Source organism: Rhodococcus globerulus (assembly GCF_019334125.1).
Taxonomy (GTDB): domain Bacteria; phylum Actinomycetota; class Actinomycetes; order Mycobacteriales; family Mycobacteriaceae; genus Rhodococcus_F; species Rhodococcus_F globerula.
Window position 1 is genome coordinate 1,135,001 of the sequence record NZ_CP079698.1, and the last position, 26,157, is coordinate 1,161,157.

Genomic DNA, 26,157 nt, shown 5'->3' on the forward strand with positions numbered 1-26,157 from the left:
GACAAAAAGAGTCAAATCACTAGCAAAAAAACTCAACTAGCAAAAAATATGTCGGCAACCATTCAGACGGAAGAATGAACAATCACCGACGAAAAATACTCACACCCCGAACATCAGAACCGAAACCCGAAGGCCCGGAACATCATTCGACATGTGAAGTACCAAATAATTTGGCACTGACATTCATCGACACACTGTTGAGTTCTCAAAGAACACGTGCACACCTTCGCATCAACCAGTGTCGAATGCTCCGGGGCAAGGGTTACAATCTTAGCTTATGCACCACCGGGAAGCAAGTTCCCGATGCAAGTGCTTGTCTCCGACTTCGTCCTACCGCGTGTCCCCGGCCTCTCGGTCGGGGTTGGTGTCCGTGTCGCTCTGACTTGGATAAAGTTACGCGACGGAAAACGGAGCGTCAAACTCCCAGGTCGCGGATGATCATTGTGTTAAATCCGCTGGTAGCTCGCTTGCAGGCGAGCCACCAGCGGGCTCAGGAGTCACTTTAGGCAACTGTGACCCCACACACGTCAGTTCGCCAGTACTTTCACGCCGGCAAAGTTGCGCTTTCCGCGTCGTACAACCAACCAGCTGCCGTGTAGGAGATCCGTGACGGCCGGCTCCCAGTCCTCAGCTGACACCTTCTGGTTGTTCACCGATGCGCCACCCTCCTTCACAGCGCGCCGAGCAGCGCCCTTGCTTTCGCATAATCCGCTGGCGACAAGAAGGTCGACGATCGTCCGCGGCTCCCCCGGTGCCAGTTCACTGACCGAGGCTTCCTTCAACGCAGCGGCCAGAGTGGATTCGTCGAGCTCCGTCAGCTCAGCTTTTCCGAACAGTGCCTGGCTGGCCAACTCCACTGACCGTGTGTTGTGCTCGCCGTGAACCAATGTCGTCATCTCCGCCGCAAGACGCTTCTGTGCCTCTCGAGCATGCGGGCGTTCTGCGGTAGCAGTCTCGAGTTCTGCCAATTCCTCTGCACTCAGGAACGTGAACCAACGCAAGTACTTGATGACATCGGCGTCGCCGGTGTTCACGAAGTACTGGTACCAGGCGTACGGGCTGGTCATTTCCGGATCGAGCCACAGGCTGCCGCCGCCGGTCGACTTACCGAACTTCTTTCCGTCAGCCGAGGTCACCAGCGGGACGGTCATCGCATGGACACTTTCGCCATCCACGCGACGGTTGAGTTCGACGCCGGCGATGATGTTGCCCCACTGATCCGAGCCACCCACCTGCAAGGTGCAGCCAAGATCGCGTCGGAGGTGCAGGTAGTCGTTTGCCTGGAGCAGCATGTAGCTGAACTCGGTGTACGACATTCCGTCGGATTCGAGACGACGCTTGACGGTGTCACGCGCGAGCATGACATTCACCGAGAAGTGTTTGCCTACGTCGCGCAAGAAGTCGATGGCCGACATATTGCCGGTCCAGTTCATGTTGTTCTCGATGACGGCGCTGGTCGGAGAATCGTCGAAGTCCACAAATCGTTCGAGTTGGCCGCGGATTCGTCCGGCCCAGTCAGCGACGGTATCGGCCGAGTTCATCGTGCGTTCCCCGACGTCGCGGGGGTCGCCGATCAGACCGGTTGCGCCACCGGCAAGAACGATCGGGCGGTTACCGGCACGCTGAAAACGCTTGAGCGCAAGAAGAGGAACCAAATGTCCGGCGTGCAGGCTCGGCCCTGTGGGGTCGAACCCCGCATAGAGCGTGACCGGTCCGGCCTCGAGATCCTTACGCAGAGCGTCGAGATCAGTTGATTGGGCGATGAGCCCACGCCAGGTCAGTTCGTCGAGAATATTCTCAGTCACGGGCTCGATCATCCCACCCTCACGAAAGGGCGGGCGCTCGCGGGCTTCGACGGTAGGCCGACACCGCCGGCGAATCAGGAATCCACAGCCGCCACGGGATCTCCGCTGCCGAGCTGACACCGACCCGGGGCCCCGCTACCCAGTTGTCCGACTCGCTCAGGTCCAGTCGAATTCGTGAATCCCGATCGAAGACATCAGCCCCGTTGTCCGCCAACGTAATTCCTGCTGCGGACCCGAGATTTCCCGGTCCGCGCGCCCAATCGCGGGGCGGACGATCCGGTGAACGACGGCCGGAGACAACATCGTGGCCGGCTTCGACCTCTGCTGCGCGGAGGAGTACTCCACCGGCCACTCCGGCCGGACCGTACGAGATGTTCATGCAGAAATGCATCCCGTAGCTGCGGTACACGTACAGCAAACCTGCGCGCTCGAACATCACCCGATTACGCGGCGTCCGCCCCCGATAGGAATGTGCTGCCGGGTCCGGCCACGGTCCGTCCTTCTCCCCGCCGTATGCCTCCACTTCGACGATCCGAAAGCTGACGTCGTCTACTGACAGTGTCGAACCGAGAATGATCAGTCCCGCCTCCAGCGGAGAAGTCACGCTCGCCAACTGCTTGATGCTCACCATTCGATTGTGCCTTTCCCCTTGACGCTGGGGCGCGTCCGGTTTCACAATTCAACATGTGATGAATTAACGGAATCGAGGTTCACCGTGACCACAGCACCTGCCATCGACATCCGAGGACTCACCGTCATCCGTGGAAAGCAGGAGGTTCTCCACTCCATTGATCTGCAAGTATCCGCCGGATCCGTCACCGGACTACTAGGCCCGTCTGGTTGCGGCAAGACAACACTGATGCGAGCGATAGTCGGAACTCAGATCGTCAAGAGCGGCGACGTACGAGTTCTCGGTGATCAAGCCGGAACACCGGCACTGCGTCGACGCGTCGGCTACGTCACCCAATCCCCCAGCGTCTACGGCGACCTGACTGTCACCCGCAACGTCCAGTACTTCGGATCGCTGTACGGAAAGTCCGGTGCCGATGTTCGGACCGCAATCGACGCGGTCGGGCTCACTCGCTACGCGGACCAGATCAGCGCAGACCTGTCCGGCGGACAGATCGGACGCGTGTCACTGGCCTGTGCTTTGGTTGCCGATCCCGATCTGCTGGTTCTCGACGAGCCGACCGTCGGACTCGACCCCGTCCTTCGAGTTGAACTCTGGGAGAGATTCGCTGAACTTGCCAAGGGCGGAACTACCCTGTTGATCTCCAGTCACGTCATGGACGAAGCAGATCATTGCGCCGAACTGATACTGATGCGCGACGGCTTCCTCCTTGCGCAACTCACGCCCGACGAACTTCGCGCGAAGACCAGGTGCGAACGCCTCGAAGACGCGTTCCTGGAACTCATCCGTACCTCGCCGGTGGGAGGCGAAATATCATGAGTGTCACCATCTTCGGAGCAACGACAGTTCGCATTCTCATGCAACTGCGTCAGGACCGCCGCACAGTTGCCATGATCTTGTTGGTTCCGTCGCTGTTGATGATCCTGCTCTACTTCCTCTACGTCGACGTCCCGACAGCGCCAGGCGCAGTACCGCTGTTTCAACGGGTCGCCATCACTATGCTCGGGATCTTGCCTTTTGTCGTGATGTTCCTGGTCACTTCCATAGCAATGCAGCGTGAGCGCAGTTCCGGAACCCTCGAGCGACTACTCACCACCCCGATGGGCAAACTTGACCTTCTCGCTGGATATGCCGCGGCGTTTTCGTTGTCGGCTGCGGCCCAGGCGGCCCTCGCGTGTGCCGTTGCCTTCGGGTTTCTGGGTCTCACTATCGCCGGAAGCCTCGGCTGGGTGATAGTCATCGCCGTACTGGGCGCAATCCTCGGAGTGGCGCTCGGTCTGTTGGCCAGCGCTTTCGCAAAGACCGAGTTCCAAGCCGTTCAGTTCATGCCGGTGGTCGTGGTTCCACAGCTGTTCCTCTGCGGACTCCTGGTTCCGCGCGACCAGCTACCGACTTGGCTCGAATGGATCAGCAACGTCCTACCTCTGAGTTACGCCGTCGACGCACTTCAGCAGGTATCGATACACGCCGATGCCACCGGCCAAATGTGGCGCGACCTCGCGGTGATGGCTCTCTTTGCCGCGGCCGCTCTCACACTAGCCGCTGCAACGCTGGACCGCCGAACCCCATGAGCAGCAACAACATACCGTTGCGGCCGGGGCGGCGGCCGGGAAAGTCCGAGACCCGGACGCAGATCCTCGCGAGCGCCAGACGCGCATTCTCACAAAACGGATTTGCACGAACCACGGTCCGCGCCATCGCAACCGAAGCCCAAGTCGATCCGGCCCTGATACATCACTACTTCGGCAGCAAGGAGCAACTGTTCACCGCCGCAATCGCCCTACCGCTGGATCCGAAGAAGGTTCTGGCCCCGGTTCATTCGTCGACAAGCGACCAACTGGGTACGAGCCTGTTGACTGCCGTCCTCGGCGTGTGGGAATCGGAGCATCAGGCCGCCATTCTCGCCGCATTTCGCTCGGCCATTTCCGGCGAGGGAACCCGACTGATTCAGAGCTTCCTTCTGAACATCGTCCTGCGGGACATCATCCCGCGGGTGGATTCACCGGCCGGGACAGGAATTATTCGAGCCGAATTGGTGGCGTCGCAGATCGCTGGACTCCTGGTCACTCGCTACATTCTCGAGCTTGAACCGCTGAAATCGCTGAGCGTCGACGCGTTGGTACCGCTGGTAGCTCCGAACCTCCAGCGGTACCTTACCGGCGAACTACCGATCTAACCTTCTGCCTTCGCGAGCAACTTCTCGTGCTCGTCGTCTGCAACATCGCGCGCTTCGTCGATCAGCAATACCGGGATACCGTTTTCGATCGGGTATGCGCGTCGCAGACGAGGGTTGTAGAGCAGCTCGTCCCCGACCAACAGCAGTGGACCCTTGTCTTGCGGGCAGGCCAAAATGCTGAGCAACGTCGAATCAATAGCCACGTTTATCCTCTCGAACCGAACACGAACCGATCAGGTTCAGGCTACCTGCTGAGCCGATACTCACCGCGAACCCGTACCCATCCTGGTTGGCATCAATTGCGCCGCAACTGCCTTGGTCAGCCGCTTGTACGACTGGGTTTCGGAGTCGAGATACCAGGTCCGCGGTCCCGGAGCCGGAAGCCCGGCCGCTGCGAGCACGGCGGGATTGGGCCGGAACGACGATCCAACGGCGATCTCGTCGACCACGTGCACGATGTCAGGACGCGCATCGAAGTCGAGGTGATCCAACGTCTCGGCGAGTTCTGCGGCACGGAAATTGCGGCCGGGCAAACAGGTCACCGCGGCGACAGCCAACTGGAACGGTGCCTCACCTACCGCGTACGCCACCGCAAGGTCCACCCGCGAGACACTCGACAGTGCGTCGACGATCGGAGCGGTGAAGACGGGTCCACGCACAGTCGAGATCACCGTGTTCTTGTGGTCGACCAGCCAGTAGTCGCCGTCGGAATCACGGCGGAACAGGTTTTCAGTGGGTATCCAGGAATCTCCGGCCTCGAAGAGTCCGCGCATGGCACCACCGGACAGATCGGCATTGAATCCTGCACGACCCAGCAACAACCCGACCTCGTCGTCGGCGCACTCGCGGACAAACCCGTCCTCGTTCTCGAGGATCCGGCCGCTGAGCGGGTCGTATGCCGCAAGTCGCACCCGCGCACTACCGGGCAACGGACGCCCTTTGCACCCGATCTTCGATCCGGCCACATTCGCGAGGATCACGTCACCTTCGGTTGAGGCGTAGAACTCGAGGATCTGAGCAGGATCGAACGCCTCGGTGGTGCGCTTCCACAGCCCCGGCGGCATTCCGGATCCGATGAACAACCGAACGGGATGAGTACCGTCGAGCAGGAGAAGATCCTCGTCGAGAATCTGGCGCATCATCGACCACGTGTAGCTCACCACGGTGACGCCGTAGCGATGGATCTCCTCGACAAATCGAGCCGGGTCCAGCCCCCTCGACAGCGCGATCCGGCTGCCACCTGCCATTGCGCCGCCGATTGTCGCCAGCAAACTTGACGAATGATGGAGCGGCGCAAGGCAATACACGGTATCGCCCCGGTCGAGGTCGGCAGCCGAGGCCGTACCGAATGCCGACAACGCCCACCGGTAGTTGGTAATCTGCTTGGCTTCGAGTCGGCCACCGGATTCCGCGAAGATGATGAAGGCAAGTTCGCGCGCAATCCCCGGATCAGGCCTGTACCAACCCGGCAGACTGACCGTCGTCGGGTCGATCTGCTCGAGATCGATGACGTCGTGCGCGGAATCCACGCTCAACCCACGCGCGTCACCGCCGCCGAGTACCAGTACCGGACGCCCAGCTGCGAGCACTTCCTGAACGTTTTCCGGATCGGTGATAATCCGATCGACATTTCCGAGTTTCACCGCCGTCGCAATGTCGCCGCCCGGTGGGAGCATGACTGCAACAGCTCCGAGTCGCGACAGCGCGGCGATAGCAGCGAGTGCACTCGGCCGGGTCTCCATGAGAATGCCGACGTGCGCTGCCGGGCGCACTCCAACCGAAATCAAACCGCGAACAACGTTGTCGATGCGGATGTTGACGGCTTCGTAGGTATGGACCCGGTTGTCGAAGAGGAAGCACTCCCCTGCCGGAGCCTTACGGCGCTGCTCGGCCAAGAGCGCACTGAGCGAAATCTTGGTGTGCGGCTGAATCTGATTGAGCCTGGCCAACCTGGGCAGAGCCCGAGCAGCCTCGCCGGACAATTCGAAAGTCCCGCGCAATGCTCCGCTGGCCAGATCGCTGATGCCCTTGGTCACGCCGACGCCGACCTCGGCTACCGAGGCCACGGTGTGAATGATCCGATTGCTCATCGACACCCCGGTCTCGTCCTCGGGGTACGGGCCCTGCGGCATGCGCTCGACGCGTGCCGGCCGTGTTCCGCCCTGCTCGATCCACTGCACGAACTCGCCTGTTGTCGGCCACGTGTGATTTGCGGCGACGGAACCAACGACCAGGCCGAAATGACCAGCGCGCAAGGTTGATTCGTAGACGTCAGCTCGCGGCGCTGCCTGCGTGATCCCGCGGACCGCTTGGGGCTGCCCGATGTCGTCGACCTCGCCGACAAATGCCAGAACGGGACAGGTGATCGACGCAAGCGTCACCGCTTGATCCTTGATGACAAACCCGCCGGACATCATCCGGTTGTGCACGACAAACTGCTTGAGCAGTTCGGCAACAGCGGGCCCGGACCAGCCGACCCATCCCTCCGTCGCCAGGAAGCGTCGTTGCTGTTCGCGCGGCAGGAGTGCCTCACGATCGTGAAGTTGCAGTAGGAAGTCGACACGCGACTTGAGCGTCTTGACGGGATCGAGCAATTGGAAGCCTGTCCGGGCCATCCACCCCGTGACCGCCAGCCTGTTGAAGACGTGATCCGCGAGGAAGTCTGCTCCCCACGTGGCTATCCCGGCCGGAATACCGAATGGGAGCGCCGCAAGTGTGTCGACGGGACTTCCGAAAGTGATGAGACTGGCGATGTTTCGGCTCTGCCGATATGCCGCAGCTTGGTAGGCGAACATTCCGCCCTGCGAATACCCGGACAGATGAACGTCTTTGCCGGTATGCCGATGAACGTGATCGACGATCTCACTGAGCGCGATGATGTGGTCTGCAAGATTACGGCCCCAGCCACCATCCTGTGCGTCAGGTTCACCGAAGTCGACCACCCACGGATCAAGTCCCATCTCGTGCAGGATGCCGACTGCCCCCTGATCGCGCGTCACGTCGTACACACCGGCCGACATCATCATCGGCGGGACCAATACGATCGGCGGACCGGTCTCCCCTGGATCGGTGTCGGGAAAATACCGCCGCAGACGGTACATCGGCGCACGTTCGACGCTCTCGAACGGCGAGGTTGTCAGATCCGTCTCGAGTCCACCCAGACGAACAACCTCCAGGCCGTTCTGCGCTGTCGCGACCACCCGCCGAAGCGGACCCAGCACCGACTTGGAATTCAATCCCACCATTTCACTCCCAAGTAACTCGCGTCAAAAACTCTGTCGCATTCGTGTCGAGCTAAACAAGCCTACTGCCCCCGAGAACACGTACGCGGCCAGTGAGGAAAAATCCTCTCTGACCGCGTACGACAACACCGACAACCGATGACTGATTTAGAGGGGCCACTCTCGCAGCGACTGAGCCAGCGTGCGTACGCCGTTCAGTTGCTCGGCCACCCGGACACCTGCGGTTCCGCCACGTGCGTTGCGTGAGGCGATGGAGCCCTCGACGGTCAGCACTTCCCGAACAGCAGGCGTCAACGACGCGTCGACTCCGGCCAGTTCCTCGTCGGTCAGATCCTCGAGTCCAACGCCGCGAGCCTCGGCGACACGCACACACGCGCCCGCGGCCTCATGTGCGACACGGAACGGAACGCCCTGACGAACCATCCATTCCGCGATGTCGGTGGCCAGTGTGAAGCCGGCCGGAGCCAACTCCGCCATGCGCTCGGTGTGGAACTCGAGGGTCTGCACCAGGCCGGTGATGGCCGGGAGCAACATTTCGAGTTGCGCAACCGAATCGAAGACCGGTTCCTTGTCCTCTTGCAGATCGCGGTTGTACGCCAAGGGCTGCGCCTTGAGCGTCGCCAACAATCCCGTGAGGTTGCCGATCAGACGACCCGACTTACCGCGCGTGAGCTCGGAAACATCCGGGTTCTTTTTCTGCGGCATGATCGACGATCCGGTCGACCACGCGTCGGCGAGCGTGATGTAGCCGAATTCCGGTGTACTCCAGATGATGACCTCTTCGGCCATCCTCGACAGGTCGACGCCGATCATCGCCAACACGAACGCAGCCTCGGCAGCGAAGTCGCGCGACGCCGTGGCATCGATCGAGTTCTCCGCCGAGCTGTCGAACTTCAGTTCTGCCGCAATGGCTTCGGGGTCGAGCCCGAGCGAGGAACCGGCGAGCGCGCCGGAACCGTACGGGGACACCGCAGCTCGCACGTCGAAGTCACGCAGACGCGCAACGTCACGCAACAACGGATGTGCATGTGCCAGGAGGTGATGCGCGAGCAACACGGGCTGAGCGGCCTGCAGGTGCGTCTTACCCGGCATGACTGCGTCCGGATGTGCAGCTGCCTGAGTGGCAAGAGCGTCGACGACGTCGAGCACTCCGTCCGCAACGCGGCGCACCGCATCACGGAGCCACATACGGAACAGCGTCGCCACCTGGTCGTTGCGCGAACGGCCGGCACGCAGACGCCCACCGACCTCGGGACCGACTCGTTCGATCAAGCCGCGCTCGAGTGCGCCGTGCACGTCCTCGTCGGACTCGCTGGGCCCGAAGACACCACTTGCGACGTCAGCGGCGAGGCGCTCCAAACCGTCGAGCATGGTGGCAAGGTCGGCTTCGCTGAGGAGACCGGCCTTGTTCAGCACGCGAGCATGAGCCTGCGACGCCCGCACGTCGTACGGAGCCAGAACCCAGTCGAAGTGAGTCGACTTACTCAGGGCCGCCATGGCGGCGGCCGGTCCGGATTCGAACCGCCCGCCCCACAACGCGCCTTCATTAGTGCCGTGTTTTTGGGCGTCTCCGACACCGTGCGCAGTCATTCTTTACAGACCCAGATCGCGCTTCGCGGCGACCTTCGACGACAGACCGTGGATCTCGACGAAGCCCTTCGATGCGGACTGGTCGAAGCTGTCGCCCTCGTCGTACGTTGCGAGGTTGAAGTCGTACAGCGACTCGGGGCTACGACGGCCGTTGACCGTGATGGCTCCACCGTGCAGGAAGAGACGGATGTCGCCGGTGACGCGTTCCTGCGTCTTCTCCACAAACGTGTCGAGAGCATCCTTGAGCGGGGAGAACCACAGGCCGTCGTAGACCAGCTCGGACCAACGCTGCTCCATCTGACGCTTGTAGCGACCGAGTTCGCGTTCGAGGGTGACGTGCTCGAGTTCCTGGTGAGCGGTGATGAGCACCATCGCACCGGGAGCTTCGTAGATCTCGCGGCTCTTGATGCCCACGAGGCGGTCCTCGACGACGTCGAGACGGCCGACTCCCTGAGCGCCGGCGCGGCGGTTCAGTTCCTGGATGGCTTCGAGGACGGAGACCGGACGGCCGTCGATGGCAACCGGGCGACCCTTGTCGAAGCTGATGATCAGCTCGTCGGGTGCGTTCCAGTTGGCCGTCGGATCCTCGGTGTAGTCGTAGACGTCCTTGGTGGGCGCGTTCCACAGATCCTCGAGGAATCCGGTTTCGACGGCGCGGCCCCAGACGTTCTGGTCGATCGAGAACGGCGACTTCTTGGACACGTTGATCGGGATGTTGTTCTCTTCCGCGAAGGCGATTGCCTTTTCGCGGGTCCACGCGTAGTCACGAACCGGTGCGATGACCGAGAGGTCGGGCGCGAGGGCGCCGAAGCCGACCTCGAAGCGAACCTGGTCGTTGCCCTTGCCGGTGCAACCGTGCGAGACGATGGTTCCGCCGTGCGAGCGTGCGGCTTCGACGATGTGCTTGACGATCAGCGGACGGCTGATCGCGGACACGAGCGGGTAGCGATCCATGTACAGGGCGTTGGCCTGGATGGTGGGCAGGCAGTACTCGTCCGCGAACTCGTCACGAGCGTCGACGACAACGGATTCGACTGCGCCGCAGTCGAGTGCGCGCTGGCGCACGACCTCCATGTCCTCGCCGCCCTGTCCCAGATCGATGGCGACGGCGACAACTTCAGCGCCCGTCTCCTTACCGATCCAACTGATGGCAACAGAGGTGTCCAGCCCGCCTGAGTAGGCGAGTACGACGCGATCGGCCATGGTGTGTGTGCTCCTTCGGTTGAAAATCTTCTATCAAGAATAAGGGGTCAGGCGAGGGATTCGATCATGGCGCTGAGTTCCGCTCCGGAAAGCGGTTCCCGGGCCATCACGAAGATGGTGTCATCCCCCGCGATAGTCCCCACGATATCGGTCAGCGAGGCACGATCAAGTGCACTCGCCAGGTAGTGCGCAGCCCCCGGTGGTGTCCGGAGTACCGCCATGTTTCCGCTGGAGTCCGTGGACACCAACAGCTCTCCGAGCAGTCGCGACAGACGATCAGTACCACCTGACACACCGCGTACGGGGTTACCGTCCTCGGGCACCACATACACACCAGCGCCGCCGTCCGCTGCCCGGAGTTTCACCGCTCCCAGCTCTTCGAGGTCACGCGAGAGCGTTGCTTGTGTCGCCTCGATGCCTTCTTCTCCCAGCAGCGACGCAAGTTCCGTCTGACTGCGAACCGGGTGCGCCGCCAGCAGCGCGATGATGCGCGACTGGCGACCGGCCCGAGTAGGAGCGATGCTCACGCCGCGCCTGCGGTTCTCTGCTCGAGCAGCCAGACCAAAAGGGCCTTCTGCGCATGCAAGCGGTTCTCGGCCTCGTCCCACACAACACTCTGTGGGCCGTCGAGCACCTCGTCGGTGACCTCTTCCCCTCGATGTGCGGGAAGGCAGTGCAGGACAACGGCCTTGGGGTCGGCGAGTGCCAGCAGGTCGGCATTGATCTGGTACGGACGGAAGGGACCGACCCGGTCGAGACCGTCGTTTTCCTGACCCATCGACGTCCACGCGTCGGTGACGAGTGCATCTGCACCAGCGGCAGCTTTCTGCGGATCCCGGGTAACCGTGATCGTGGCGCCGGTTTCCTCGGCCCGCTTACGTGCCGCGTCGAGAATCCACTGTGCCGGTTCGAAGCCCTCCGGACCGCAGATCGTGACGTTGATGCCGGCCGTGACGCCGCCGAGCATCAGCGAGTGCGCCATGTTGTTTGCACCGTCACCGAGGTAGGTGAGGTTCAGACCCTTCAAATCACCCTTGTGCTCGGCCAGCGTCTGCAGATCCGCAAGGACCTGACACGGATGGAACTCGTCGGAGAGTGCGTTGACGATGGGAATCGTTGCGCCCGTTGCCATCTGCTCCAAGCGCTTCTGGCCGAACGTGCGCCACACCACGGCTTCGACGTAACGGGAGAGGACGCGTCCCGTGTCGGCCAATGTCTCCTCGCGGCCGAGCTGCGTGCTCCGACCGTCGACGACAACGGCGTGGCCGCCCATCTGTGCGATGCCCATCTCGAAGGAGAACCTCGTGCGGGTCGAGTTCTTCTCGAAGATCACTCCGACGCCGCGCGGCCCCTCGAGTGGGCGACGCGAAAACGGATTCTTCTTGAGCTCGGCAGCCAGGGCAAGGACCTCGGCCTGCTGCGCAGGAGTCAGATCGTCGTCCCTGAGAAAGTGTTTCACCATGGTAGTCACTTCTCCCCCGGCTGATCAGCCGATAATGCGTGATCGAAAATGGCAGGTAGTGCCGCCACAAACGCCTCGGCCTGCTCGTCGGTGAGGATCAGCGGCGGTGCCAACCGGATGACTCCGGGATTCGCTGCATTCACAAGATACCCGGCTTCACGTGCTGCATTTTCCACTGCGGGCGCAACGTCCTGCGTCAGCACCACACCGAGCAGAAGTCCGGAACCGCGGACGTAGTCGACCAGCGGATGGCCCAGTTCTTCGATGCCTGCGGTGATGGACTTGCCCAGGCTGTCTGCGCGCGAGATCAGGTCTTCGTCCGCAACGGTCTTCAGCACGGCAAGTGCCGCCGCAGCGCACACCGGGTTGCCACCGAACGTCGTCCCGTGTTTTCCGGGACCGAACAGCTCTGCCGCAGCGCCGGTCGCAATGCAGGCGCCGATCGGCATTCCGCCGCCGAGCCCCTTCGCGAGAGTGATGACGTCCGGAACGATGCCGACAGCCTGATGAGCGTAGAACCAGCCGGTCCGGCCGATACCGGTCTGCACCTCGTCCAGTACCAGCAGAGTGCCCCGCTCCGCCGTGATCCGGCGAGCTTCGACCAGGTATCCCTCCGGCGGCACGACAACGCCGCTTTCACCCATGATCGGTTCGAGGAACACTGCTGCGGTATCGGAATCGACAGCCCGGTCGAGAGCCTCGATATCGCCGTAGGGAACGAATTCGACGCCGGCAGGCATCGGTTCGAACGGCGCCCGCTTGGCCGGCTGACCGGTCAGTGCCAAGGCACCCATCGTCCGGCCATGGAAGGAGTTCTCGGCGGAGATGATCTTCTTGCGTCCCGTGGCGCGGGCGAGCTTGAAGGCGGCTTCGTTGGCCTCGGTACCCGAGTTGCAGAAAAACGCCCGACCGGACACATTGCCCAGATGTCCGAGCAACTGCTCTGCCAATTCGATGACAGGCTCGCTCGCATACAGGTTGGAGACGTGCCCGAGGGTCGACAGCTGATCCGTCACAGCCTCGATGATTGCGGGATGCGCATGACCGAGAATGTTGACGGCAATGCCGGCGAGGAAATCGACGTACTGCTTACCTTCGGCATCGGTGAGAACGGCGCCTTCGCCGCGTACGAGAGCTACCCGAGGTACACCGTAGTTGTTCATCAGCGAAGCGGACCACCGCTGCTGCAATTCGATCGTGCTCATGAGTTGGCTCCCTGCTCGGTGATGTCGGCTCCGGGCACAACCATCGTGCCGATGCCCTCACCTGTGAAAAGTTCGAGTAGAACGGAATGCGCAAGCCGTCCGTCGATCACGTGCGCCGACGGAACTCCGCCTCGCACAGCGCGCAGGCAGGCCTCCATCTTCGGCACCATGCCCGCGTCGAGACTCGGCAGAAGCTGTGCCAATGCGTCGGTGTCGATTTCGCTCGCGAGCGAGGAGCGGTCCGGCCAATCCGTGTACAGCCCTTCGACATCGGTCAGAACAACCAGCTTCTCCGCACCGATCGCTTCGGCCAAGGCCGCTGCAGCCGTATCCGCATTGATGTTGTGAACAACGCCGTCCACGTCGGGAGCGATTGTCGACACCACCGGAATGCGTCCTGCCGCAATGAGATCAAGCACCGCGTCGGGGTTGACCGTGGTGACGTCGCCAACCAGGCCGATATCGGTCTGCTCGCCTTCCACTGCAACGGTACGACGCGTCGCTGTGAACAGGTGGGCGTCTTCGCCGGAAATTCCGACAGCGTACGGTCCGTGCGCGTTGATCAGTCCGACGAGCTCACGGCCCACCTGACCGAAGAGCACCATACGGACGACGTCCATGACTTCCGGTGTCGTGACCCGGAATCCACCACGAAACTCGCCCTTCATGCCCAGGCGGGCCAGCATGGCATTGATTTGCGGTCCACCGCCGTGAACCACAACGGGGTGAATGCCGACGGTACGCAGAAACGCCATGTCCGCGGCAAACGCCGTCTTGAGTTCGTCGTCGACCATCGCATTGCCGCCGTATTTGACGACAACGATCTTGTCGCGGAAACGCTGTAGCCACGGCAACGCTCCGGCCAGGACGTGTGCCTTCTGATGTTCGCTGATCGAACTCAACAGATCGGTCATGAGGAGTACGCCGAGTTCTCTTCGACGTACGCGTGCGACAGGTCCGTCGTGCGAATCGTCACGGACTCGTCGCCGATCCCGAGGTTGATATCGAGTTCGATGTCGATGCCACTGAGATCGACATCGCGCGCGCCCGGCGCACCGACGCCGTCAATGCAGACGGGACTTCCGTTGAAGGACACGCTGATTCGATCGGGATCGAGTTCGATGGGCGCGATACCGACGGCAGCAAGGACGCGTCCCCAGTTGGGATCGGAACCGAACAGCGCGGTCTTGACCAGGCTGTCACGCGCGATGGTCCGAGCACCGATCAGCGCGTCGGACTCGGAGGCCGCACCGCGAACCGTCACCTTCACACGCTTGGTGACACCCTCGGCGTCGGCCATCATCTGATCGGCGAGGTCGTCGCATACTGCCAACACTGCAGCGTTCAATTCGTCCTGGCTGGGGGCAACACCACTGGCACCGGACGCGAGCAACAGCACGGTGTCGTTGGTCGACGTGGCACCGTCGACATCGAGGCGATCGAAACTCAGGTGGGTTGCGGCGCGCAACGCGGTGTCGAGCTGCTCAGCGGTCGCAACGGCATCGGTCGTGACGACACACAGCATCGTCGCCAATGCGGGCGCGAGCATGCCTGCACCCTTTGCCATGCCGCCGACATTCCACTTGTTTGCGTGGTGCAGCGACGCCTGCTTCGGCACGGTGTCGGTGGTCATTATCGCGTACGCCGCGTCCGTACCACCGGAAATACCGCCCGCAAGTTCGTGCACTACTTCGGTGACACCGGGAAGCAGCTTGTCCATCGGCAGCCGGTCACCGATAAGTCCGGTGGAACACACGGCAACCTCGATCGCGCCCGTCTCGGTGCCCCAGTTGCTCAGCGCCGACGCCACTTCCTCGGCGGTCTTGTGCGCGTCCTGAAATCCACCGGCACCGGTGCATGCATTGGCACCGCCGGAGTTGAGCACAACTGCGCGCAGCTTGCCCGTCGTGAGCACCTGCTGCGACCACAAAACCGGCGCAGCCTTCACCTTGTTGAGGGTGAACACGCCCGCGGCCGCAAGATCAGGTCCTTCGTTCAGCACCAGCGCGAGGTCGGACTTGCCACTCTTCTTGATACCGGCGGCAATTCCGGCGCCGCGGAATCCGGCAGGTGCCGTCACACCCTGAGTGCGCAGCAGGCGGCCCCCGGCGACGTGCTTGACGTCGGATTCGGTTGCGCCGTCGATCTGCTGCGGATTGTCGGTGCTCACGGAGCTACTCCCACGGTAGAGAGACCTGCGGTCTCGGGTAGACCAAGGGCAAGGTTCATCGATTGCACTGCGCCACCGGCCGTGCCCTTGGTGAGATTGTCGATTGCTGAAATCACAACGAGCTGACCGGCGTCGCTGTCAACGGCGATACCGATCTGTACTGCGTTGGACCCGATCACTGCGCCGGTCTGCGGGAAGACACCGGCAGGCAGCACATGGATGAACGGCTCGTCCTTGTAGGCGTTTTCGTATACTTCCCGCGCCTGCGCTTCGGTCGCCGTGGTGGCGGCAGTGCAGGTTGCGAGTATGCCGCGCGGCATGGGAGCGAGGACGGGCGTGAACGACACGCTGATGTCCTGTCCGCCTGCAGCTTTCAGATTCTGGATGATCTCGGGAGTGTGGCGATGCACGCCGCCGACACCGTATGCACGGGCCGAACCCATCACCTCGGAGCCGAGCAAATCAGCCTTGGGAGCCCGGCCGGCGCCCGAAGTGCCGCTCACGGCAACAACATTGACGTGCGAGCCGACAATTCCGGCCGCAACCGCGGGTGCCAAGGCAAGACTTGCGGCCGTCGGGTAGCAACCCGGTACGGCGATACGCGTTGCGCCCATCAACTTCTCACGGTTGCCGGGTAATTCGGGAAGACCGTACGGCCACGTTCCGGCATGCGGGCTCTTGTAGAACTTTTCCCACAACGCGCCGTCCTGAAGCCGGAAGTCCGCGCCGCAGTCGATGATGACCGTCGACTCGGGCAGCGCCTTGGCATACTGCGCGGAGTTTCCGTGCGGAAGGCCCAGGAACACCACGTCATGCCCGGCCAGGATGTCAACCGTGGTCTCTTCCAGAACCCGAGCCGACAGCGGAAGAAGGTGGGGGTGATGCTCGCCGAGCGTCGAACCCGCGTTTCCACCGGCAGTCAGCGAACCGATCACCAGGCTGCCGTCGGCGTACGAGGGGTGTCCGAGAAGCAGACGCAGAACCTCACCACCGGCATACCCACTGGCACCGGCGACGGCGACTCTGATCGGCTTGCGTATCTCCTCAGTCATACACATCATTATGCATCATCGTGCAAGGGAATGCATAATTACTTATCCCGGTTGTTATTTACCCATCGAGCGCCGAATCTCCTCCAGTTTGGCCTTCGCAGCCTTCTGACGCTCGTCCCACTGCTCGTCGACGGTCTTGCCCGCCGGACTTTCGTGCGCCAACTCCGCCGAACCGATCGACGTACCGAATCGTCCTTCGATCTTCTCCCGCACACGATCGAAGGTAGGAACTCCCGCTTCGGTGTAATCCGACTGGGTGTAATCGGCTTCAGGGATTATTGCGCCGCTCACGGCCACCACCGGGACATCGATGATCTCGTCAACTTCCACTACGGTGTCGGGAAGTTCCACCACCTCGGCGTCGGCGGCCGTTGAATCGGCTATTGCTCGACTCTGGTCGATACTCGCAGCAGCCGCATCAACGACGGAGAGGAGGACCGACAAACTGGGGCGACGTTCCGCGACCGCACGAATAACAGCCAGAAAATCCTTGTCGTCGAGTGCGTGTGCAGCTTCGACCACATCGTGCACAGAACCATCGTGTACAGAACCACCGTGCTCGGTCATCGTCAGTCCCTTCTCGAAAACGCCGACGGACAACCTCGATCCTTCCACGGCGGCCGCCAGGAGCGTCAGCGTGACGCGAGATACGCGGTAAACGCCTCCTGGCTCGAATACGAGGGAACGTAACCGAACTGCTCCTTGAGTCGCCGATTGTCGAGAACCGGCCGGAACTGGAGAAAACCGACCCGTTCCGGACCGTGCTCCGTGACACCGAGACGCCGTCCGACGCGCAGAACGCCGCGCAACAACCACGCCGGCAGTGTCAGAGTTCCCTTTCCCATCTGTGCTGCCAGATCGTCGACCGTCAACGCTCCGTCACCGGCAACGTTGAAAATGCCGACCTGATCGCCCGTCACCGCTTCGGCAAAGGCCCCCGCCACGTCCGTGTGCCAGACAAATACGAATGGACTGTCACTACCGGCGACCTTGAGAAGTCGAGGGCGGTCGAACAGTGCGGTGATCTGGTTGTTCACCGTCTCCCCGAGGATCGTGCCGATACGGAAGATCACCTGCTCGAGTTCCGGGTGCACGATTCGATATTCGGCCAGCATTTCCTCGACGAGTCGCTTGTGGCGGCTGTAGGTGAATGCGTCGTTGCCCCTGACCGCGACATCCTCGGTGATCCACGGCGGATTATCGGCGTGATAGCCGTAGGCCGCACCGGACGACGACACAACCACTCGTCGCACGCCGAATTCGACGCAGGCAGCAAGCACATTCCGCGTCCCGTCGACGTCGACGCGATACTCCTGTTCCGCGGTGGTGTGCTTGCCCGGATTGACGATGGACGCAAGGTGAACCACGACGTCCGGCCGGTGCTCGGCAAACACTTCGGCCAACTCCGTAGCGTTGCGGACGTCCGCGTGCACTCGGCGCACGTGGTCTGCGGCCACCTCGGGCACAGATAGATCCGCGCTGACGACTGTGACGCCTTGCGCCGTCAATGCGTCGACGACTGCAGTACCGAGGAAGCCGTTTCCACCTGTAATCAGTGCAGTGGTCACGCTGCTACCTCCGTTCGGATTCGCCGTTTCGACCACAGAGTTGCGAGCGCCAATCCTGCGATGATGTCCCAGATCCCCCACCAGCCGGCAACAATTGCCATGCCGCCGAGGCCGTCGAAGAAGGTGAACACCAACCCAAGCCCGAGTCCTGCGTTGCGGATACCGACTTCGAACGAGACTGCGCGACGGCTGTATTCGTTCAACCCTGTCGCGACACCGCACACGTATCCCAGGCCGAGCGCAACAGCATCGTGCAGGAACACCGCGATCAGCACCACACCGATGTAGTCGACGAAGTACGACGCGTTGCCCGCCACTCCTGCCACGATGAAAATCAGCAGTGCGATCAGTGCGCCGTTCTTCACCCAGGGTTGGGCCTTCGCGGCCAGTTCCGGAAACTTCCGGGCAGCCCAGATTCCGATGACAAACGGCACCCCGATGATCAGCGCGATCTGCACGACCATCTCGAGGGCGTTCAGGTTCACCGACGCCAGCAGCGCGTCGGTCTCCGGGCGTCTGCTCCCCCAGAAGGCAAAGTTGAGCGGCATCAGGAAGATCGCGAGCACGTTCGACACAGCCGTCATCGACACCGACAGTGCGACGTCGCCGCCGGCGCGGTGGGTCAGGACGTTCGAGATGTTGCCTGGTGGGCAGCACGCCACCAATATCATGCCGAGCGCAACCGACGGAGCCGGCGAAAGAACCAGTGTCAGAACAAATGTCACGGCGGGTAGCAGTACGAATTGCGCGGCGATGCCCACCGCCATCGCCTTGGGTTTGGTCAACGCACGACGGAAGTCGTCGACCGACGTGTCGAGTGCGATCCCGAGCATGATCGCGGCCAGAACCACGTTGAGAATCATCAAGGACCCAGGATTGAAGTTGAGAACCACCTCGTCGATCGGCATCACTGCCCGCCTTCCGTCAATGCTGTGTCGAGCAGACCTATATGACGCTTGATCGCCGCGCGGTAGGCATCCTTGTTCACGTAATAGGCCATCCGGCCCAACGTCAGATATCGATATCCCCCGGACAAATCGGGCGGCGGACCAGCTGCGGCCGCGTCGAATTCTCGGGCTGCCGCGGGAGCGTCGGTTCGCGCTTTGATCAGCTTCGCGACCATCTCGGCCTGCTCGAAGCGGCCCTGCCACCCCAGGCCCGATGCTTCGACCATCCCGAGAACAAACAGATTCTCGTGACGTCGGCTTGCGACGTTGAGAAACAGATCCGGTGCTGCCCCTGCCCAATCCAGATGCTTGCGGGCAATGAACGGGTAGTCGAGGTGGTAGCCGGTCGCACACATCACGAGGTCGTAATCCGACACCGATCCGTCGACAAAATGGACACTGTCCCCGTCGAACCCGTCAATGTCAGCGCGAACCTGCACGTCGCCGTGTCCCACGTGATGCAAGATCAGCGAGTTCACCACCGGATGAGACTCGTAGATCTTGTAGTCGGGCGCCGGAAACCCGAAGTGCACCGGATCGCCTGTGAACTGTTTGAGTACCAGCGTGTCGAGTCGTTGTTTGATCCACGGCGGCAACGGCTTTCCCTGGTTCAGCGTGTCCGACGGACGCCCGAACAGGTACTTCGGTACAAAGTAGTATCCGCGCCGGACACTCAGATCCACGGAATCTGCGTAGTGAACCGCATCGACGGCGATATCGCACCCACTGTTTCCCGCCCCGATGATCAGTACCCTCTTGCCGCGGAAAACCTCTGCGCTCCGATATTCGCTCGTATGCAGGAGTTCTCCGCTGAACTGCCCGCGAAACGTGGGCATATTCGGCTTGGACAACGTTCCGTTGGCGATGATCACGCCCCGATACTTCGCGGACGTGATCTCCCCGTCTCGCCCGCGGGAAGTCACCTGCCACAGCGAGTCCGTCGGCGTGACCTCGACGACGGTGGTTCCGAAGCTGAAGTGTTTTCGGAGGTCGTGGACATCGGCATAGTCGCGGAAATACTCCGCGAGTTCCACATGGCTGGGATAGTCGGCCACCGAATCCGCCATCGGAAATTCCGTGAACGCAGTAGTGCTTTTCGACGAGATGAGGTGGGCCGATTCGTACACGGTGCTGTGCGGGTTGTCGATGTCCCAGAGACCACCGACATCATCGTGGCTCTCGAAACCGTCGAACTCGATACCGGCCCGATCAAGGTTACGAGCCCCGGCCAAACCCGACGGTCCCGCACCGATCACCGCGTACTTGTTCTCTGTGCTCATCCGTTGTTTCCGTCCACCCGGCCTGCTCGACGCAGATTCTTCCTGTCGCTCGAGAGTGGCAGATAGTCCGAAATTAACGCCGATATGCCGGATAATGACGGAATGAGTGCTGATTATGCCGACAAAGGTCTGTTTATCGATGAAATCGACTTGAGGATAATCAATGCGCTTCAACTCGCCCCGCGCTCCACATGGCTCTCACTGGCCGGGCCACTCGAACTGGATGCTGCGACAATCGCCCGACGGTGGAACCGGCTCTCCGACTCCGCGTTGGCCTGGGTAACAGTTACCCCTGGACCTCGCGTCCTCGACGCTATCGTGACAGCTGCAGTCGAAATCGACTGCGCACCGGCACAACTCGATGCCGTCGCCGATCGCCTGACGACGTTGGCCCACGCGGTGACCATCGAAATCTCTACGGGCAGAGCCGATCTCCTGGTCACTGCCGGAACACCGGATCTGGCATCGATGTCGCAATTCATCTCCCAGCAGATCGCCACGATCGACGGCGTGCAAGGCTTGCGAACGTCGATCATCACGCGCTGGTTCACCGAGGGCGGCCGGTGGCGACTCAACGCACTTGCCCCATCCGAGCGCGGCATCCTTGCTGCCGGCGAATCGCGTGGGCGACGCTCACCTTCGCGAGTAGCCGCCGTGTCGGAACAAGACCGCACACTTCTGACCACGCTCGCTCACGACGGGCGCACCCCGATGCGGGAACTTGCCGATTCGATCGGCATCAGCCCCGCCGCCTGCAAACGGCAAATCGACCGTCTGACCTCATCAGGTTTGGTGGCATTGCGGTGCGAATTCGCCCGGCCCGTCGCGGGACTACCGATACTCGCAACCCTGTGGTGCCGTGTCGACGCCGAGCATCTGGACATGGTTGGTCGGCTCCTGAGCCGAGCACCCGAGGTGCGGAATTGTTTTGCCGTCGTGGGTAGCGAGAATCTGGTGGTGCAATTGTGGCTGCATTCGCCCGCAGAACTCGACGCCTTCGAGATCCGAATACGCAGGGAGTGCCCCGAATTGCATATCGGGGAACGCTCGATCGTCCTCTACCTCCGCAAACTGCTCGGTCACGTACTCGACCAGCAGGGTCGCCGGACGGGCACCATCGCGCCGGATGTCTGGCTTCCCCGAGAAGCCTGAACATTCTCGAATCCGACTGAACGAGAAAGGGACCCGAGGCGCTGTGGCCTCGGGTCCCTTGACAACTCGTGCTGCTAGCCGCGCATCTGCGCGCCTACAGCCTTGGACGCTGCCTCTACTGCTGCGTCACGCGCGGCACTGGCCTCGTCCTCGGTCAGGGTGCGATCCACGCCGCGGAAGCGAAGTGCAAACGCCAGCGACTTGCGGCCCTCACCAACTTGCTCGCCCTCGAACACGTCGAAAAGACGAATGTCTTCGAGAAGCTCGCCGCCGCCGACGCGTAGAGCTTCCTGAACCTCGGCGGCCGGAACGTTGCGGTCGACAACGACGGCCACGTCCTGCAGAACAGCCGGGAACGGCGACACACGCGGAGCGGGCAGGTTCTCGACCAACGGCAGCGCGTCCAGATCGATTTCCAGTGCGCAGGTGCGAGCGGGCAGTCCAGCACGCTCGAGAACAGCCGGATGCAATTCGCCGGCATGCCCGACAACGTTGCCGTCGACAAGAACCTCGGCGCAACGACCCGGATGCCACGGCAGATACTGCGCCGCACGCAGTTCAACCTCGACGCCGGCTGCCGCTGCGATGACGCGCACTGCAGCAAACGCGTCCGATGCCTCTGCCGCACGGCCGGGGCCCCACGGGCCGTTGAGCTCACGCAAACCACTGAGCACAGCGGCGACGTGTACCGGCTGCTCGGGCAGTGACGCAATCAGGTTTGCGATCTGATCGTCCGTCGGGCGACGGTCGACCGGCAATGCGTCGACAGGCTTGGTGTCAGGCCCCGGAAGCACAACCTGGGCAATGCCGTACAGCGCAAGATCCCGCTGGCCACGAGAAGTGTTGCGAGCCAATACCTCCAACAAGCCGGGCAGGAGCGTCGTAGCAAGTTCGGGGCGATCCGCCTCGAGCGGGTTGAGCACCTTGCTGGTATTGCGACGCGGATCGTCGCTGCCGAGTCCCCAGACATCGAAGATGTTGGTGGGCAGGAACACCGGCGGCAGAACCTCGACGAATCCGGCATGTGCAATCGCCTTGGACACCGTGCGCTTGCGACGCTGCTTCGGCGTCAATCCACGTCCGGCAGGTGCAGCCGGGAGAACCGACGGAATCTGCTCGAGTCCTTCGAGACGCAAGACCTCTTCGACCAGATCAGCAGGCTGAACCAGGTCCGGTCGCCACGACGGCGGGGTTGCGACCAACTGGCCGTGCCCTTCGTCGCTGACTCCGACCTCGACAGTGCAACCGACCTGGGTGAGACGACGCGCAGCCGTGCCGTTGGGGTAGCTGACGCCGGCAACGCGATCGGGAAGGTCGATGTCCATCCGAATCGCTTCACGCGGCGCAACCGCACCGACATCGGTGAGGACGGGTTCGATACGGCCACCGGCGATCTCGACGAGCAGTGCTGCTGCGCGGTCGACTGCGGCAACCGGGATCGCCGGGTCCACAACGCGCTCGAAACGCTTGCTGGCCTCGCTGGACAGCTTGTGCCGACGCGCAGTCTTGAAGACTGCAAGCGGATCCCAGGTAGCTGCCTCGAGCAAGATGTCCGTGGTTTCGGACCCGACCTCGGTAGTCGCGCCGCCCATGACTGCAGCCAACGAGATGACGCCGGAATCGTCGACGATCACCACATCCTCGGGATCGAGGGTGCGCTCGACCTCGTCGAGTGTGGTGAGCTTCTCGCCGGCTTTCGCGCGGCGAATCACCAGGTCGCCCTTCACTGCGTTTGCATCGAATGCGTGCAGCGGCTGACCCAGTTCGAGCATCACGTAGTTGGTGACGTCCACAGCAGGAGAGATCGGGCGAACACCCGAGAGCAGCAAGCGTCGCTGCATCCACCACGGGCTGACCGCCTTGGGATCGATGCCGGTGACCTTACGCATCACGAAGCGCGTCGCCTTGGACTCCGGTTCGAGCTGTACCGGCCACGCCTGCCCCTCAGCGGGGTGGGCGGGAACCGAAGCAGGATCGGCAAATTCGAGATCGAAGCCGCACGCGAGTTCACGGGTAAGGCCGCGTACCGAGAAGCAGTAGCCACGGTCAGGGGTGATGTTCAGTTCGATGATCGTGTCACCGAGCCCGAGCAACTCGTTGCCGTCTGCGCCGGGCTCAGCAGTGCCGGGTTCGAGCACGAGGATGCCCGAGTGATCCTTGCCGATTCCGAGTTCCGCGACAGAGCAGATCATTCCGTCGGAGATCTTGCCGTACGTCTCACGAGACGCGATGGCAAAGCCGCCGGGTAGGACAGCGCCGGGCAACGCAACAACGACGAGGTCACCCTCGGCAAAATTGCGGGCACCACAGACGATGCCGCGCGGCTCTGCTTCGCCGACCTCGACCTGGCAGAAACGGATCGGCTTCTTGAACTCGGTGAGTTCGGTGATCTCGAGGACCTTGCCGACCACCAGGGGGCCGTCGATTGCCTCGAGTGTGTCGAGTTCCTCGACTTCGAGTCCTACCCGGACGAACCCAGCGTCCAACTCTTCGGGAGTGACTTCCCACTCCGGAGTTGCCCGCTGCAGGATCTCGGTCAGCCAGGATTGCGCTACTCGCACGTCAGCTCAGCTCTCTCGTTTTCTCGATAAGTCTGTTGGTCGAAAAGGTCCGGATACCGGACCGGTCAGCCGGCAACGCCGAATGGCAGCGTGAAACGCACGTCGCCTTCGACGATGTCACGCATGTCCGGGATGCCGTTGCGGAACTGCAGAGTCCGCTCGAGGCCCATACCGAACGCAAATCCCGAGTACTCGTCCGGATCAATTCCACTGGCACGCAGCACGTTCGGGTTGACCATGCCGCAGCCGCCCCATTCGACCCACCCTGCGCCACCCTTCTTGTTCGCGAACCACACGTCGACCTCAGCCGACGGTTCCGTGAACGGGAAGTAGTTGGGGCGCATACGCGTCCGAGTCTCGGGACCGAACAATGCACGTGCGAATGCGTCCAGAGTTCCGCGAAGATTGGCCATCGTCAGACCCTTGTCGACAGCAAGACCCTCGACCTGCGAGAACACCGGCGTGTGCGTCGCATCGAGTTCGTCGGTACGGAAGGTGCGACCGGGGCAGACGACGTAGATCGGAACCTCACGCGTGAGCATCGTGCGCACCTGCACCGGCGAGGTGTGCGTACGCAGCACCTGACGCGAGTTCTCCGGCGCCAGATGGAACGTGTCCTGCATGGTCCGCGCGGGATGATCCGGCAGGAAGTTCAGAGCGTCGAAGTTGAAGTGCTCGGTCTCGACCTCCGGTCCCTCGGCGACCTCCCAGCCCATCGCGACAAACACGTCGGCGACCTGCTCGGAGATCAAGCTGATGGGATGACGGGCACCCACTGGATAACGATCGGATGGCAGCGTGACGTCGATTGCCTCGGCGACCAGCACCGCGGCGTCTCGTTCGGCAAGGAGAACCTCGCGACGCGCGTCGTACGCAGAGCTGATGCGCGTACGGAAGATGTTGACACGCTTGCCCGCTTCGGCCTTTTCCTTACCGGGAAGGCTGCCGAGACCACGGCGAGCGAGGGCGATCGGGGACTTGTCCCCCATGTGCTCAACCTTGACCTGAGCCAGTGCATCCAGGTCCGCTGCTTCCGCGAGCGCCTTCTCTGCGTTCTCCGCGGCCGCGGTCAGCGACTCTTCGGTGAGCGCACTCGCATCGACGTCCGGCGGGGTCGCGCCCTCATTTTTGGCCACGGCTGTGACACTCCTGTCGCTTCTCGGTTTGCTTCTCTACTGCGGTCGAGCATTGTGTCGAGCATTGTTACGCTCTTGCATTCTCTCAGGCTTCCGCAAATGGAATTCCGAGAGGTCACTTCCGTCTTGTTCGTCAGCCCTGATCGGTGTCGCGATTTTGCACCCGCGCACTCGCATAGAGGCAGATGGCGGCTGCAGTCGCCAGATTAAGGCTCTCGGCGCGCCCGTGGATCGGAATACGGACACGGTAATCAGCGCGGGCCGCTATGGCCGGATCAAGACCGTGCGCTTCGTTTCCGAACAGCCAGGCCGTCGGCTTGCTCAACAACTCGTCCGCGTTGTCGAGGTCGATCTCTCCGTCGGCAGCAGTCGCCAGGATCTGAATACCGGCGGCGCGGATCTGTTCGATCACCGAATCGGTATCGCGTTCACGAACAACCGGTAGGTGGAACAGGCTGCCCGCCGACGATCGAACCACTTTGCCGTTGTGCGGGTCCACGCTGTCTCCGGCCAGGATCGCGGCATCAGCGCCAACTGCGTCGGCAATCCGAATTACCGTGCCCGCGTTGCCCGGTTCGTTGACCTCGACCGGAACGGCAAGGAGCTTGGTATCGGGGCGGATCGCGTCCGACAGAGGAACATCGAGGAGATCACACACGGCAACCAGGCCGGGCGGAGTCACGGTGTCGCTCAGTGCCTTAGCTGCGCGGTCGGTGACGAGAGCAGCGCGAACTCCGGAGCTCAACGCCAGATCGATGACGTGTTGATACCGATCGGCAGCGGCCTCTGTGTAGAAGAGATCACGGACCACGGTGGCGGTTGAGCCGTTGGCCTTCAAGACTTCTGTGACGGAGTTTTCGCCCTCGACCAGGAATCGTCCTGCTTTACGTCGTTCTGCTGTGCGCAGGAGCTTGACAGCAGAAACGACCCGCGGAGTCCGCTCGGTGAGCGGATCCACGGGCCGTTGCTGTGATGCG

Annotated in this window: 23 protein-coding genes; 4 read left to right on the top strand and 19 right to left on the bottom strand. The window is 62.2% G+C overall.

Going from position 1 to position 26,157, the window contains the following annotated elements:
* Positions 1-527 precede the first annotated feature (527 nt).
* Together tyrS and KYT97_RS05070 are read right to left on the bottom strand one after the other, a co-directional pair.
* Positions 528-1,805, bottom strand: coding sequence for a tyrosine--tRNA ligase (tyrS, locus tag KYT97_RS05065; RefSeq protein WP_095886398.1), 1,278 nt, complete (start codon positions 1,803-1,805; stop codon positions 528-530).
* 19 nt (positions 1,806-1,824) lie between these two features.
* Positions 1,825-2,436 (bottom strand): DNA-3-methyladenine glycosylase, encoded by a 612-nt coding sequence (locus KYT97_RS05070; protein ID WP_219111864.1) that lies wholly within the window; start codon positions 2,434-2,436, stop codon positions 1,825-1,827.
* 84 nt (positions 2,437-2,520) lie between these two features.
* Here KYT97_RS05070 and KYT97_RS05075 point away from each other — a divergent pair, with 84 nt between their 5' ends.
* From KYT97_RS05075 to KYT97_RS05085, 3 genes are read left to right on the top strand one after another with little or no spacing between them, the layout of a single operon-like run.
* A complete protein-coding gene (locus tag KYT97_RS05075) occupies positions 2,521-3,255 on the top strand; it encodes an ABC transporter ATP-binding protein (RefSeq protein WP_141484360.1) in 735 nt (244 codons plus the stop codon).
* Entirely contained in the window at positions 3,252-4,007 is a 756-nt protein-coding gene (locus KYT97_RS05080; RefSeq protein ID WP_033230776.1) for an ABC transporter permease, read from the top strand. The genes KYT97_RS05075 and KYT97_RS05080 overlap by 4 nt, the downstream gene beginning before the upstream one ends.
* Positions 4,004-4,612, top strand: a complete 609-nt coding sequence (locus KYT97_RS05085) for a TetR/AcrR family transcriptional regulator (protein WP_116101325.1) — start codon at positions 4,004-4,006, stop codon at positions 4,610-4,612. The genes KYT97_RS05080 and KYT97_RS05085 overlap by 4 nt, the downstream gene beginning before the upstream one ends.
* Here the strand turns inward: KYT97_RS05085 and KYT97_RS05090 are convergent.
* The 14 genes from KYT97_RS05090 to KYT97_RS05155 form a co-directional block, all read right to left on the bottom strand.
* Entirely contained in the window at positions 4,609-4,815 is a 207-nt protein-coding gene (locus KYT97_RS05090) for a Trm112 family protein (protein WP_033230778.1), read from the bottom strand. The two genes, KYT97_RS05085 and KYT97_RS05090, sit on opposite strands and share 4 nt — an antisense overlap.
* A 60-nt stretch (positions 4,816-4,875) precedes the next feature.
* On the bottom strand, positions 4,876-7,857 hold the full coding sequence (locus tag KYT97_RS05095; RefSeq protein WP_219111865.1) for an acyl-CoA synthetase: 2,982 nt from the start codon (positions 7,855-7,857) through the stop codon (positions 4,876-4,878).
* Between the two features lie 144 nt (positions 7,858-8,001).
* On the bottom strand, positions 8,002-9,444 hold the full coding sequence (gene argH / locus KYT97_RS05100) for an argininosuccinate lyase (RefSeq protein WP_045069978.1): 1,443 nt from the start codon (positions 9,442-9,444) through the stop codon (positions 8,002-8,004).
* Positions 9,445-9,447: 3 nt separating this feature from the next.
* A complete protein-coding gene (locus tag KYT97_RS05105; RefSeq protein WP_033230781.1) occupies positions 9,448-10,647 on the bottom strand; it encodes an argininosuccinate synthase in 1,200 nt (399 codons plus the stop codon).
* Between the two features lie 47 nt (positions 10,648-10,694).
* Positions 10,695-11,174 (bottom strand): arginine repressor, encoded by a 480-nt coding sequence (locus KYT97_RS05110; protein ID WP_033230782.1) that lies wholly within the window; start codon positions 11,172-11,174, stop codon positions 10,695-10,697.
* Positions 11,171-12,109 carry an ornithine carbamoyltransferase gene (gene argF, locus KYT97_RS05115; protein WP_219111866.1) on the bottom strand — a complete coding sequence of 313 codons (939 nt, stop codon included), beginning with the start codon at positions 12,107-12,109 and terminating at the stop codon, positions 11,171-11,173. The genes KYT97_RS05110 and argF overlap by 4 nt, the downstream gene beginning before the upstream one ends.
* Before the next feature lie 5 nt (positions 12,110-12,114).
* The gene (locus tag KYT97_RS05120; protein WP_219111867.1) at positions 12,115-13,314 is read right to left on the bottom strand and encodes an acetylornithine transaminase; all 1,200 of its coding nucleotides are present in this window, start codon (positions 13,312-13,314) and stop codon (positions 12,115-12,117) included.
* Entirely contained in the window at positions 13,311-14,228 is a 918-nt protein-coding gene (gene argB / locus KYT97_RS05125; protein WP_219111868.1) for an acetylglutamate kinase, read from the bottom strand. The genes KYT97_RS05120 and argB overlap by 4 nt, the downstream gene beginning before the upstream one ends.
* Positions 14,225-15,484: a bifunctional glutamate N-acetyltransferase/amino-acid acetyltransferase ArgJ gene (argJ, locus tag KYT97_RS05130; protein ID WP_425332398.1), complete on the bottom strand. Its 1,260-nt coding sequence runs from the start codon at positions 15,482-15,484 to the stop codon at positions 14,225-14,227. The genes argB and argJ overlap by 4 nt, the downstream gene beginning before the upstream one ends.
* Positions 15,481-16,536, bottom strand: a complete 1,056-nt coding sequence (gene argC / locus KYT97_RS05135) for an N-acetyl-gamma-glutamyl-phosphate reductase (protein WP_116101328.1) — start codon at positions 16,534-16,536, stop codon at positions 15,481-15,483. Before argC ends, argJ begins: the two co-directional genes overlap by 4 nt.
* 54 nt (positions 16,537-16,590) lie before the next feature.
* Positions 16,591-17,103 (bottom strand): hypothetical protein, encoded by a 513-nt coding sequence (locus KYT97_RS05140; protein WP_219112823.1) that lies wholly within the window; start codon positions 17,101-17,103, stop codon positions 16,591-16,593.
* A gap of 65 nt (positions 17,104-17,168) precedes the next feature.
* Entirely contained in the window at positions 17,169-18,104 is a 936-nt protein-coding gene (locus KYT97_RS05145; RefSeq protein WP_219111869.1) for an SDR family oxidoreductase, read from the bottom strand.
* Positions 18,101-19,012 carry a bile acid:sodium symporter family protein gene (locus KYT97_RS05150; protein ID WP_033230789.1) on the bottom strand — a complete coding sequence of 304 codons (912 nt, stop codon included), beginning with the start codon at positions 19,010-19,012 and terminating at the stop codon, positions 18,101-18,103. Before KYT97_RS05150 ends, KYT97_RS05145 begins: the two co-directional genes overlap by 4 nt.
* Positions 19,012-20,331 carry a flavin-containing monooxygenase gene (locus tag KYT97_RS05155; RefSeq protein ID WP_219111870.1) on the bottom strand — a complete coding sequence of 440 codons (1,320 nt, stop codon included), beginning with the start codon at positions 20,329-20,331 and terminating at the stop codon, positions 19,012-19,014. Before KYT97_RS05155 ends, KYT97_RS05150 begins: the two co-directional genes overlap by 1 nt.
* 102 nt (positions 20,332-20,433) lie before the next feature.
* Here KYT97_RS05155 and KYT97_RS05160 point away from each other — a divergent pair, with 102 nt between their 5' ends.
* Positions 20,434-21,483: an Lrp/AsnC family transcriptional regulator gene (locus tag KYT97_RS05160; RefSeq protein WP_033231392.1), complete on the top strand. Its 1,050-nt coding sequence runs from the start codon at positions 20,434-20,436 to the stop codon at positions 21,481-21,483.
* Between the two features lie 74 nt (positions 21,484-21,557).
* Here KYT97_RS05160 and pheT read toward each other — a convergent pair whose 3' ends face one another.
* The 3 genes from pheT to KYT97_RS05175 all read right to left on the bottom strand — a co-directional run bounded on the left by pheT (position 21,558) and on the right by KYT97_RS05175 (position 26,138).
* Positions 21,558-24,044 (bottom strand): phenylalanine--tRNA ligase subunit beta, encoded by a 2,487-nt coding sequence (pheT, locus tag KYT97_RS05165; protein ID WP_116101334.1) that lies wholly within the window; start codon positions 24,042-24,044, stop codon positions 21,558-21,560.
* A gap of 65 nt (positions 24,045-24,109) precedes the next feature.
* Positions 24,110-25,180: a phenylalanine--tRNA ligase subunit alpha gene (gene pheS, locus KYT97_RS05170; RefSeq protein WP_219111871.1), complete on the bottom strand. Its 1,071-nt coding sequence runs from the start codon at positions 25,178-25,180 to the stop codon at positions 24,110-24,112.
* Positions 25,181-25,313: 133 nt separating this feature from the next.
* Positions 25,314-26,138 carry a TrmH family RNA methyltransferase gene (locus KYT97_RS05175; RefSeq protein WP_045069994.1) on the bottom strand — a complete coding sequence of 275 codons (825 nt, stop codon included), beginning with the start codon at positions 26,136-26,138 and terminating at the stop codon, positions 25,314-25,316.
* Positions 26,139-26,157: the final 19 nt, after the last annotated feature.

What these genes read in the sequence shown, in the direction of transcription:
- KYT97_RS05070 (WP_219111864.1), bottom strand. Translation starts at nt 2,436, where the DNA reads ATGGTGAGCATCAAGCAGTTGGCGAGCGTGACTTCTCCGCTGGAGGCG.
- KYT97_RS05080 (WP_033230776.1), top strand. Translation starts at nt 3,252, where the DNA reads ATGAGTGTCACCATCTTCGGAGCAACGACAGTTCGCATTCTCATGCAA.
- KYT97_RS05085 (WP_116101325.1), top strand. Translation starts at nt 4,004, where the DNA reads ATGAGCAGCAACAACATACCGTTGCGGCCGGGGCGGCGGCCGGGAAAG.
- KYT97_RS05095 (WP_219111865.1), bottom strand. Translation starts at nt 7,857, where the DNA reads ATGGTGGGATTGAATTCCAAGTCGGTGCTGGGTCCGCTTCGGCGGGTG.
- argH (WP_045069978.1), bottom strand. Translation starts at nt 9,444, where the DNA reads ATGACTGCGCACGGTGTCGGAGACGCCCAAAAACACGGCACTAATGAA.
- KYT97_RS05105 (WP_033230781.1), bottom strand. Translation starts at nt 10,647, where the DNA reads ATGGCCGATCGCGTCGTACTCGCCTACTCAGGCGGGCTGGACACCTCT.
- argF (WP_219111866.1), bottom strand. Translation starts at nt 12,109, where the DNA reads ATGGTGAAACACTTTCTCAGGGACGACGATCTGACTCCTGCGCAGCAG.
- KYT97_RS05120 (WP_219111867.1), bottom strand. Translation starts at nt 13,314, where the DNA reads ATGAGCACGATCGAATTGCAGCAGCGGTGGTCCGCTTCGCTGATGAAC.
- argB (WP_219111868.1), bottom strand. Translation starts at nt 14,228, where the DNA reads ATGACCGATCTGTTGAGTTCGATCAGCGAACATCAGAAGGCACACGTC.
- argC (WP_116101328.1), bottom strand. Translation starts at nt 16,536, where the DNA reads ATGACTGAGGAGATACGCAAGCCGATCAGAGTCGCCGTCGCCGGTGCC.
- KYT97_RS05140 (WP_219112823.1), bottom strand. Translation starts at nt 17,103, where the DNA reads ATGACCGAGCACGGTGGTTCTGTACACGATGGTTCTGTGCACGATGTG.
- KYT97_RS05150 (WP_033230789.1), bottom strand. Translation starts at nt 19,012, where the DNA reads ATGCCGATCGACGAGGTGGTTCTCAACTTCAATCCTGGGTCCTTGATG.
- KYT97_RS05155 (WP_219111870.1), bottom strand. Translation starts at nt 20,331, where the DNA reads ATGAGCACAGAGAACAAGTACGCGGTGATCGGTGCGGGACCGTCGGGT.
- KYT97_RS05160 (WP_033231392.1), top strand. Translation starts at nt 20,434, where the DNA reads ATGAGTGCTGATTATGCCGACAAAGGTCTGTTTATCGATGAAATCGAC.